General features: G+C 44.1%; 10 protein-coding genes and 1 pseudogene. 8 read left to right on the plus strand and 3 right to left on the minus strand.

Going from position 1 to position 9,955, the window contains the following annotated elements:
- The first annotated feature begins 257 nt into the window (after positions 1-257).
- Positions 258-851, plus strand: a complete 594-nt coding sequence (locus tag Q0413_RS01075) for an effector protein (protein ID WP_298986391.1) — start codon at positions 258-260, stop codon at positions 849-851.
- A gap of 88 nt (positions 852-939) precedes the next feature.
- Here Q0413_RS01075 and Q0413_RS01080 read toward each other — a convergent pair whose 3' ends face one another.
- Positions 940-2,091: a hypothetical protein gene (locus Q0413_RS01080; RefSeq protein WP_298986394.1), complete on the minus strand. Its 1,152-nt coding sequence runs from the start codon at positions 2,089-2,091 to the stop codon at positions 940-942.
- Positions 2,092-2,406: 315 nt separating this feature from the next.
- On the opposite strand from Q0413_RS01080, the gene Q0413_RS01085 reads away from it, so the two are divergent.
- The 7 genes from Q0413_RS01085 to nrfD are packed head-to-tail and all read left to right on the plus strand — an operon-like array spanning position 2,407 to position 8,620.
- The gene (locus Q0413_RS01085) at positions 2,407-2,574 is read left to right on the plus strand and encodes a hypothetical protein (protein ID WP_298061463.1); all 168 of its coding nucleotides are present in this window, start codon (positions 2,407-2,409) and stop codon (positions 2,572-2,574) included.
- A 9-nt stretch (positions 2,575-2,583) separates the two neighbouring features.
- A complete protein-coding gene (locus tag Q0413_RS01090; protein ID WP_298986397.1) occupies positions 2,584-3,297 on the plus strand; it encodes a disulfide bond formation protein B in 714 nt (237 codons plus the stop codon).
- An 11-nt stretch (positions 3,298-3,308) separates the two neighbouring features.
- Positions 3,309-4,205 (plus strand): hypothetical protein, encoded by an 897-nt coding sequence (locus tag Q0413_RS01095; RefSeq protein ID WP_298986400.1) that lies wholly within the window; start codon positions 3,309-3,311, stop codon positions 4,203-4,205.
- Positions 4,206-4,227: 22 nt separating this feature from the next.
- Positions 4,228-6,519, plus strand: a complete 2,292-nt coding sequence (locus Q0413_RS01100) for a molybdopterin-dependent oxidoreductase (protein WP_298986403.1) — start codon at positions 4,228-4,230, stop codon at positions 6,517-6,519.
- Position 6,520: 1 nt separating this feature from the next.
- On the plus strand, positions 6,521-7,072 hold the full coding sequence (locus Q0413_RS01105; RefSeq protein ID WP_298986405.1) for a 4Fe-4S dicluster domain-containing protein: 552 nt from the start codon (positions 6,521-6,523) through the stop codon (positions 7,070-7,072).
- Between the two features lie 10 nt (positions 7,073-7,082).
- A complete protein-coding gene (locus tag Q0413_RS01110; RefSeq protein WP_298986408.1) occupies positions 7,083-7,730 on the plus strand; it encodes a molecular chaperone in 648 nt (215 codons plus the stop codon).
- Between the two features lie 2 nt (positions 7,731-7,732).
- Complete coding sequence (nrfD, locus tag Q0413_RS01115) at positions 7,733-8,620, plus strand: NrfD/PsrC family molybdoenzyme membrane anchor subunit (protein WP_298986411.1); 888 nt, start codon at positions 7,733-7,735, stop codon at positions 8,618-8,620.
- 229 nt (positions 8,621-8,849) lie between these two features.
- Here the strand turns inward: nrfD and Q0413_RS01120 are convergent, their stop codons facing one another.
- Both Q0413_RS01120 and Q0413_RS01125 read right to left on the minus strand, forming a co-directional pair.
- Positions 8,850-9,593, minus strand: coding sequence for an abortive infection family protein (locus Q0413_RS01120; protein ID WP_298986414.1), 744 nt, complete (start codon positions 9,591-9,593; stop codon positions 8,850-8,852).
- A gap of 220 nt (positions 9,594-9,813) precedes the next feature.
- A pseudogene (locus Q0413_RS01125) lies at positions 9,814-9,955 on the minus strand (IS1595 family transposase); the annotation flags it as partial.

Raw genomic sequence — 9,955 nt, forward strand, 5'->3', positions numbered from 1 at the left:
GAGCGCTGGTCTCATAAGCCGGAGGTCGAGAGTTCAAGTCTCTCTCTTGACACCAAAATATTATTTCGCGCCCAAGCGCTTTTTTACGATACCGAAAAGCTCGCCGCCTTTCGAATATATTTATTATTTTACAAAAAAATTCCTATAGTTTGGCTTTGTATTCGTTTAGATTTGAAAATAAATATTTATAAATTCTTAAAAGCAAATGGTAAAATTACGCACTCGATACTTTTGGCTAAAATTTTACGGGAGGGATCATGAAATTTAAAGATTTTAAAGCTGCAAACTGCGCTAACTACGACTTTTTCACCGCCGAAGAGCTAAGCCATAAAGAATTTATCAGACTAAGTTTCGGCGAGTTCGCCCGCAAAAATCCAAGCTCTAACTGGGCGCTTAGCATCGACGATAGGAGCTTTGATTCGTTTCCGAATTTTACTCAAAAGCATCCAATCTGCTTATCCGATCTAAATTTTAAAGATAGCATCTTTCAGTTTAGGATCTGCTCCGAAAACAGCGTCCAAAGCCTAGGACACCGCATTTTCACCTGCCTAGACGGCATTCACAAGGACTTCGTCGCAAGCGAGATCAAGCAAACCGACGAAGTGATGATGAAGCTAAAAACGGGCGTTTTGAAGGACTTTACCTGCGTCTCGAAGTGCGGCTGGTGGATAACTGACGTCTGGCGCGATATGTATCCGGTGGCGGATGAGAGCGAGAGTGAAAATTTCGTCGCAGATATGCTTAGTAGCGAGTTTTCGGCGCAAATGCGGCTCATAAACGAGCGACTTTTGAGCGCGCAAAATAGCGGCGAGCTTGACGGGCTCATCGCTGAGCTGAGGACGCAGGAGTAATTTTTAAAATTTGCCCGCGCTTTGTCCTTGATACAGCGGGCGTACTCCCGTATTTTACGGATAAATTTTAAAATTTACCGCCTTAAATTTATCCTAGCTTGCCGTTTGTCGCACAGCTATTTACGGGATACGGCGTGAGTCCATAGTCTGCGGATTCGACATTCCAAAAGTCCAAATTTGCGCTGCGCGAGACGATATACTCAAAGCCCTTTTGATTCAGCTCGATCAAAATTTCAAATTCTTCGCCGTTTTTGCAGACGATACTTTCGAAAAAGTGCGAAAAGCAGGCGATTTTAGCGTTTTCTTTCTGCATCGATTGATTTAGCATGAGCTCCATATTGCTTAGAATTTTAAATACCGTCTGGCTCGTCTCAAACCTGCCGAAGCGCGCGTAATACTTCGCTAAATTTTGCTCATTTAGCGTAACGGCTTTGATGCAGTTTTGCGTTATCTGTTCGTATATCACGCCGAAAAGCTCAATCGACGCGTTTTGATTATCTATCGCCTTGTTTTCGTGGTTTTCGATGACAACAAAGCCGTCTTTTATGCAAAATTTCTCGTTTTTATAGTAAAAGCTCACTCTTGCGATCTCTTGCTCGAAGCGCTTTTTATAAGCGAAGGGCAGATACGTCGTAACGCCCATTTTATCGATGATCGCAGAGCTTTTGACGCCTCCGTCCAGCTCGTGCTGCATAAAGTAGCGGATGAAGCTGCCCTGCTCGATATCAAAGCTATTTAAATACTCGATCTTGTCCAGATATGCGCAGCGGTAGAGCCGCACGAACTCGGAATTTAGCGAGATATTGATCTCGTCGGGGATGTCGCCGTATTTTTCGCTTTGCGGCGCGTCGATGTGCTCTATAATATTCATCTGTTTTTCGACTTTGTCTTTTACGAAAATAGTGATTTTGACCTGCTGCATCTCATAAAAGCGCTTTATCGTCTCGGTAGCGCTTTTTGTGATATCGGTCTTAAATTTTTTCGCTAGCTCCGATTTTTTGAGCGTCAGCGAAAAATCGCCGTTTTTTAGCTTGTTCTGCGAATACAGAAGATAAAGCAGTTCTTCATAAATCATCAAATGCGAGTAGGTTAAAAAGGTATTATCCACGACTATGACATAATAACAGCGCGTTACGGAGTATCTTTTGTTGTCTCTTAAAAAGTCGTTGTAAATTTTTAGCTTGCTCGCGTTTTTCGATACCTTAAATACGTCGTAAGATTCTAAAAATATATTTTCCATATTCCGCCTTAGGTCAAGATACTTTTGAAATATTACACCATATTTGTTTTAAGTTGTTTTAAATTTTATCTTAAGGATAAAAAATATTAGCGAGTAAAATAATTTGTAAAATTTCAGCCATATCTTTAATAATAGCTTAAATATAATAAAATAATTTATAAAAATATATTTTTAGTAGGAAAATTTTATAGGAAAAAATTTAATATGAATAGAAAAATCTATTTTTTAAACTAAATTTAATAAATAAAATTATATTATTTCTTTAAGAATTAGGCATGCTTAGGATTAAATTTTATTAGGAAAGGACGGTTTGAAATGGAATTTCTTATTTTGACGCTATTTTTGATCAGCGGGCTTATACTATATTTTAAGCCGCAGAGGAAAAATTTAGCTACGGGTTGTGCTGCGGCAGGCTGCGCGATACTGATCGCGCTTGAGTTTTACGTAAATTTATGGGTCGTCGTGCCGATAGGCAACTTTTAGGAGGGCGATATGCAAAATTTAGAACAAAATCAAATTCCCGTCGCCGAGCGAGGATTTTTTAACCTAATGTCGCTAGCCATCATCGCCCTCGTGGCGCTTCCGGTCGGTATAGCCTGTTTGGTACTGGGCTTTGGTATGGGAGATAGCCCGTGCGTTATGTGCTGGTCGGAGAGGATCACGATGATAGCCATCAGTCTTATCGCGCTTTTTATCCTTAGATACGGCCTAAGACCCGGCTACATCGCAGCGCTTTTACTGATGGCTTGTTGGGGGATGTTCAACGGCTTTATCCATTATAGCCTTGACGGTACGTTCGGCGGCTACCTCGACATAAAACAGGGCTTCGGACTTGAAATTTTAGGTGCACATACGCAGCTTTGGGTCATAGTCGTAGATTTTTGCGTGATCGCATTTTTAGCGGTCATATTTTTATGTAGCAAAAATTTAGGCGAGATAATGAAAAAGAGCACGAGCGGCGAATACGGCGAGTTTTTGCGCTATCTGCCTCTCGGTAAGATCGCAAATTTAATCTTCATCGTCATCATCGCTGCAAACTGCGCGCAGGCTTTCATCGTCTCAGGCCCGCCGCCGTATCTGGGCTCTAGCACGCCGGCTAGATTAAGTCTTGATCCCGCCAAATGGTTTTGGGAAAAAGATCACTGGCAAAGCGCGCTTGATTTTAGATTCGATTGGAATCCGGAACTTCCGGATCTGCCAAACTAAGGAGCAAAAAGATGAAAAAGCTGATGATTTTTACGGCGCTAGCGGCTCTGGCGTTTGGATTTGAGTTTAATCTCGATAGCAAAGCGGGCGCGCTTGAGGGCGTGAAAGAGCTCGGTACGCCGAGTGCGGAAGTGAGCTTAAGCTTACAAAACGACGCGCCGATTACGGGAGCGGACTACGACGCAGATAAAAAGCAGTTCGCGCTGGTTTCTAAAAATAACGAATTCTACGTTGCAGACGAAAATTTAAAGCCGCTTAGATACGGTAAGCACGATCGCCACTTTATAATGGAGATGGAAGCGACCGTAGGTGCTGCGTGGTATAAAAATGAGCTTGGCATGATAAGCTTTAATAAAACTTTCGTATTTTATGAGCCTGCGGACGGGCTTAGTGCAGAGGAGCAAAATAGCCAGTGGAGGCACTTGACCGAGGGCTGGGATAAATGGAAGCTAAACGATCTTGGCAACAAAGGGCGCTTCTCCACGCTTCGAGCAAAGCAGCAATATATCCTCGGCTGGGATTACGACGCGGCTACGAATAAATTTATCGTTGCGTCCGTGCCTAATGACGTGAGGGATTATTGGAGCGTGGCGGTGTTTGACGGCGACGATAAGATGATTTTGGAGGAGTTTATCCCGCAAATAGGCGGAAATTTAAGCCTAAAAGATAAAAGAAGCCTTGGCGAATATTACGTCACGGGCATCGATGCTCAGCCTGACGCCGTTTATCTTTTGAGTAAAAATTTCTCGACCATTTTAAAGTTAAATTTACAAACGCATGCAATTGAGGATGCGTATAGTTTTAGCGGAGCGGCAAACGCAAGAGCGCTTGCGGTGAAGGACGGCAAATTCTATGTTTTTTCGCGCGAAGGCAAAGAAAATAAGGTTTTCATATACGATATGAAATAAAGCCCACATTTAAGGAGAAGAGATGCAAAGACGTTCTTTCTTAAAAGGCGCGGGAGCGGCTCTAGCTACGGCGGGAGCCTCTCCAAGCCTATTTGGTATGGAGCAGTTTGAGGTGGATTTTAAACCGAAATCCTATAAAAACGAGCAGGGCGTAGAGTATCACTATCTTACCTGTCCTAGAAACTGCCGCGACGCCTGTTCGATGATCGCAGAGATCAAAGACGGTAAGATGGTTAGCATCAAGGGCGATCCGAAGCACCCTCTAACGCAAGGCACGGTCTGCGTCAAAGGTCATACCTACGCAATGCACCTATACAACGCCGATCGTATAATGTATCCGATGAAGCGCGTCGGTAAAAAGTGCGAGGGTAAATGGGAACGCATAAGCTGGGATCAAGCGCTAAAAGAGATAGCCGCGAAGCTTACTGAGATCAAAGCAAAATACGGCGGCGAGGCGCTGACGGAATTTGTCTATTCGGGCAACGAAGGGCATATCTCAAAGACTATCGCGCCTGGAAATTTCTTTGAAAAATACGGCGCTACAAGGCTTGTGCGTAACCCGTGCGACTGGCCGCGCTATGCAGGCACGCCAAGCGTCATCGGCACGGACTTTTCAAAAGACGCATTGGAAGTCGATGAGAGCGATATGTATATTAGCTGGGGCTCAAACGAAGCCTACACGGCGGTGCACTGGATTAGATTTGCCCACCGCGTCAAAAAACGAGGCGGCAAGATCATCGTCATAAATACGATCAGAATTCCGCTCGCAAACCAGGCCGATATGTTTATCCAGCTAAAGCCTTCGAGCGATCCGGCATTTTGTCTAGCGGTCTGCAAATTTTTGATAGAAGAAGATCTATATGATCATGAATTCGTAGAAAAATATACGATGGGCTTTGACGAGCTGGTTAAAGAGTGTAGCCTCTACACCTACGGCGAGCTAAGCGATATGTGCGGAGCAAGCGTCGATCAGATCAAGGTTTTCGCGAGAGAATACGCCCACGCCAAAGCGCCTGCCATTATGCACGGCGACGGCGGGCAAAGGCACTTTAACGGCGCAAGGCTGGTGCGCGCGGTTACCTTCTTGCCGGTACTTATGGGTTGCCTTACAAAACTTGGCGGCGGATTATTTTGGGCTTACGTGCACGTAAAGGGCTGCTTTAACTTCGATAACTGCATGCCAGATCTTTCGCCGAAAGACGCGGAAGGCAAAAAGATAGAGCGCCAGCAAATAAGCTATATAGAATTTGGCAAAGGTATCCAAAAGGAAAATCCGACCTATCTAGGTAAGCCGATAAATACGGTAATTCGAGCCTGTATCAACTACAACTCGAATTTGATGGTAACGGCGCCCAATACGAATTTAATCAAAAAACGCGTGATGGACGACGATTTTTTCTTGGTAGTCATCGATCCTTACGATACCGACACCTGCGATTACGCTGACTACGTATTGCCGGGCGTTACCTTTATGGAGAGCGAAGATATTCAAAACGATCAAATTTCGGGCTACGTCTGCTACAACGCCCAAAGCGTCAAGCCGCTGGGCGAAGCCAAGACGAATTTGGAATTTTTTAACGCTCTAGCCAAGGCGATGGGATATACCGAGGAGTGCTTCGACTGGGATAGCGAGACGGTTTGTAGAAGGTTTTTAGATACGGAATTTGCTAAAAAGCAAAATATCACCTACGAAAAGCTAAAGAGCGTAGGCTGGATTAAGCCGTTTAGAACGCCTGAGACGATGAAAGATCAGTTTCCTTACTACCCTTATGCGCCGAAGGACAAGCTGGTATTCGGCACTAAAAGCGGCAAGTGCGAGCTCTACTCCGAAGCTTTCAAGGACGCAGGCTATCACCCGGTGATCGATCTTGACGACGATTGGGATTACTACGAAAGGCATAAAAATTTCGGCAAAAATTACTTGAAAAAGTATCCGCTTTATTTCATGACGCCGGGTACGCAGCTTCAGGATAACTCAAACTGGGGCAATATGCCTTACATCCTAAAACGCGTCATAGTAAAGGGCAACGCCGAGCTATTTATGACGCGCGAGGATATGCTGGCGCGCGGTATCAAAGAGGGCGATACGGTCGAGGCTACGAATGAAAAGGGTACGGCGATATTTACGGCGGTCGAGACTAATCAGATGCAGCCGGGCATCGTCTATGCATGGAATAATATCTGGGTCAAAGTCACCAAATCTCGCACGGGAGCAAATATCCTTTGCTCGGACGGAGTGAGCGATTTGGGTAACGGATCGACCTATACTGCAAGCTTTTGTGAAGTAAAAAAAGCTGCAAAACAGGAGGCATAAAATGAAACGAAAACAAGGATTTTTATTTGATTACAACTTTTGCATAGGTTGTAAGGCGTGTGAAATTTCATGTCAGGTCTATCATAACCAAGACCCCGACATCAACTGGCGCCATGTCGATATGATGCTCATCCATGAAGATGAGATCGAAAAAGAAATTTTCATCTCGCATTCGTGCCACCATTGTGAAGAGCCTGCGTGTATGGATGTTTGTCCCGTGGGAGCTTACATTAAGCTTGAAAACGGCGTCGTTCAGCCGCTGCACGATAAATGCATCGGCTGTGGATACTGCATCGTAGCCTGTCCTTATGGATCAATAACCAAAGGCAAAGACGGCAAAGCGCAAAAGTGCAACCTCTGCGCCGAGAAGCTCGAGCGCGGCGAGGAGCCTGCGTGCGTAGCGGGCTGTCCTTGCGACGTGCTAAAGCTAGTTGATAGCGATGTGAGCGATAGTGCGGGAATGGAGAAAGAGATGCCTGGCTTTAAGCACTTTTTTACAAAACCAAACATCCGCTTCTATCCTAGGATGAAGCGCAATGAGTTTATCCACTAAGGATAAAAAGATGCGTAATTTAAAGCAGAGCCTTTGCGTCGAGGACTTTTTGAGGCAGGTATTTTTGGTACCTCTTACCAGTGAAAATTTGGACGAGCTTTTAAATTTGACGCAGGATTTTGCGCCTAAGCTTAAAGAGCACAAATTTATCCTCGAATTTGCCGAATGCAAAAGCGAGCCAAGCTTAATCGATGAAATTCGTTACGAATTCAATAGGCTCTTCGTAGGTCCTAAGCGCCCCAAAGCCGAGCCTTACGAGTCGGTGTATTTCGACTATCAAACGATGTTCGGGGCAAAGACGATGCAGGTGCGAAGCTTTTACGAGAGCTCTGGGCTAAAACTCGAGGATGCGCAGCTTGATAAATTTCCCGACGATTTCATCGGATACGAGCTGCAATATCTTTATTTTTTAAGTTTTAGCGCGCTAAAGGCGGAGGATGAGGCTAAATTTAACGAATTTTTGCGTAAAAAGGCGGAATTTATCGCCGCTCATCCGTCGCAGTGGTTTTGCAAATTTGCCGCTCGTTGCGATGAGCATGCAAATTTAGACGTTTGGAAGAGTTTCGGGAGCTTTTTAAATCTCTATCTAAATAGCGAGATGGATACACTTAAAAGTGCACTAAAAGATCCTGAAATTTTTAAAAATTTAAAGGAATGACAATGGTACAGACGACTTGGGGATGGCTCATAGTCATCTATTTGTTTTTAGGCGGTTTAGGCGCCGGGGCGTTTTTGTGCTCGGCTTTGGCTTACAAGGGCTTTTTGGGCTCATTAAACGAGAGGTTTTATAAGTTCGGCTTTCTGCTAGCACCCGTTGCGGTAATAATAGGAACCGCACTTTTGCTATTTGACTTGGCACCGAGCGCCGCGATAAATCCTATTAAAATTTTACAGCTCTATACGCGCCCGGTTTCGATGATGAGCATAGGTACGTATCTACTTACGTTTTTCATCATAGTCAGCGTTTTGGTGCTTTTGCAGATCAAAAAGAGCGGTAAAATTTGCGATATTATGCTCACGCTCGGAGCTATCTTGGCGCTTGGGGTGATGGGATATACGGGGCTACTACTTTACGTCGTAAAGGCGATCCCGCTTTGGGCTAGCGTGTGGCTACCGATTTTATTTACGATCTCCGCGATCTCTACGGGGCTTAGTGCAAACGCCGCCGCTACGTTAAATGCCGGGCACGGACTAAGCCACTGCGCGCATAAATTTCACGTCGTGCTAGTCGCGCTCGAGATCGTTGCGGTGCTAGCGCTATTTGCTAGCGTGAGAAGCGAGACTGCGGGCATGGCTAGCGTGACTAAGATAGTCAGCGGCTCGCTTGCGCCGATGTTTTGGATAGGCTTTGTCGTGTTTGGGCTTGCTCTGCCGCTGCTAGGCGGAAGCAAATTTATGCTTCGCAGCTGCAGCGTTAATGCAGACGGTAGCGTCTGCGCGCACGGCAGCGAGGAGATAAAAAGCTGTGTTTATAACGAATACGGCGTGCTTGTGGGCGGCTTTTGCCTAAGGGCGTTTATCGTGCTCGGCGCGGTCTATATATTTTAACCCCTCCTTTCTGATACCGGTCGGGCGCAAGTCCGACCTTATTAAATTTTAACTTTAAATTGTAATTTTTTGATAGACCACCGAAAACGATGCAGCACCACACAACATTTGACTTTAAAATTTGGGTTAGAAACCAATCCAAATTTGACGGCCACACCATTTAAATTTACGTACGGCGTCACAAGTCCACTCAAAGAGCATGGGCGGAACATCGGGCTTTTGTTTATTATCAAATTTGTGTTTCCTTACAGGTCTCCCAAGTGGCTAAAAGATAACTAGCCAATGATCCAGATAAATTAACAGCCAGCTCGGCATGACGCGATGCAGGTTTCGCACCGACTTTTCCTTTGCCGTGAGCATCGCTTAGACGGTTACGAAGTGTTCCTAGTCCCTCAATAACGGCCGTGCAACCACCAAGAATTTGTTTGAATACTTCTTCCGTGTGCTGAGATGGAGCAAGATTTAAAACTTTTGCGGTTTCTTTATAAAGTTTGGGTAAATCCACCGTGTCATCATATTGTACATTCATATCATCAAGGATGTGCTTACAGACGGTTTCTATTAGCGTTCGAGCTGATGTAATTGCGCCTTCTGGATCGTTTGCTCTTCTGTCCAATGCTTTTGACCATGCTGTTTGCACGTGAGCAGAATCAATTTTCTTTATACCATTGGTCACAAATTCATCAGACGGAGCCAAGCCGCCTCGTTCTAGGACTTCTAATAATGAAAAAAACTCAGACCATATATAATCCCGACGTTCAGCATAACTGCCGAACTTATATTTTATAAACTGCCAAAATTGATCAAGATTTCTACAAGTTTTTATAAATTGAGGAACATATGCGTCAAGTGCTGTATTTGCAAGGACTGTCTGTCTTAGACGCGTGTATTCAACATTATTTTCTCGCCCTCCAGTGGCATGAGAAATCAAAAGGTTTTGTAGTGTTTTGGCCTGAATGAATAATTCGTTCATTTATTCTCCTTAAAATCAAAAATTATGTGAGTAGCTTAATAGGAATTTCAACTAATTTCATAGCTAGTAGCAGTTTTTAGGATTTATTCTTTCATTTTTGCCCCTTTTGGTTAAATTTACAATGCATTATAACAAAATGGATTTTAAGCGACTTGGTAAAAGTTGTTTGACAAATATAAAGAACTCTTTTATAAGAAACATCACTTCGTGTGTGCTTCGCTTATTTTGTATCTCTAAATTCACACTCTTTAAGATGAAGCAAGAAATTTTCTTTTTTAATGCCTTTAAATTTAGATAATCTATGTTTAGCATAACCCCAGAAGTTTTCTATACCGTTTTTATGATTTTTATCGTTAGCAAAT

It is taken from the genome of uncultured Campylobacter sp. (assembly GCF_938045465.1).
Taxonomy (GTDB): Bacteria; Campylobacterota; Campylobacteria; order Campylobacterales; family Campylobacteraceae; genus Campylobacter_B.

Coding starts and splice junctions, on each gene's coding strand:
- Q0413_RS01105 (WP_298986405.1), top strand. CDS start 6,521: ATGAAACGAAAACAAGGATTTTTATTTGATTACAACTTTTGCATAGGT.
- Q0413_RS01085 (WP_298061463.1), top strand. CDS start 2,407: ATGGAATTTCTTATTTTGACGCTATTTTTGATCAGCGGGCTTATACTA.
- Q0413_RS01110 (WP_298986408.1), top strand. CDS start 7,083: ATGCGTAATTTAAAGCAGAGCCTTTGCGTCGAGGACTTTTTGAGGCAG.
- Q0413_RS01120 (WP_298986414.1), bottom strand. CDS start 9,593: ATGAACGAATTATTCATTCAGGCCAAAACACTACAAAACCTTTTGATT.
- Q0413_RS01075 (WP_298986391.1), top strand. CDS start 258: ATGAAATTTAAAGATTTTAAAGCTGCAAACTGCGCTAACTACGACTTT.
- Q0413_RS01090 (WP_298986397.1), top strand. CDS start 2,584: ATGCAAAATTTAGAACAAAATCAAATTCCCGTCGCCGAGCGAGGATTT.
- Q0413_RS01100 (WP_298986403.1), top strand. CDS start 4,228: ATGCAAAGACGTTCTTTCTTAAAAGGCGCGGGAGCGGCTCTAGCTACG.
- Q0413_RS01095 (WP_298986400.1), top strand. CDS start 3,309: ATGAAAAAGCTGATGATTTTTACGGCGCTAGCGGCTCTGGCGTTTGGA.
- Q0413_RS01080 (WP_298986394.1), bottom strand. CDS start 2,091: ATGGAAAATATATTTTTAGAATCTTACGACGTATTTAAGGTATCGAAA.
- nrfD (WP_298986411.1), top strand. CDS start 7,733: ATGGTACAGACGACTTGGGGATGGCTCATAGTCATCTATTTGTTTTTA.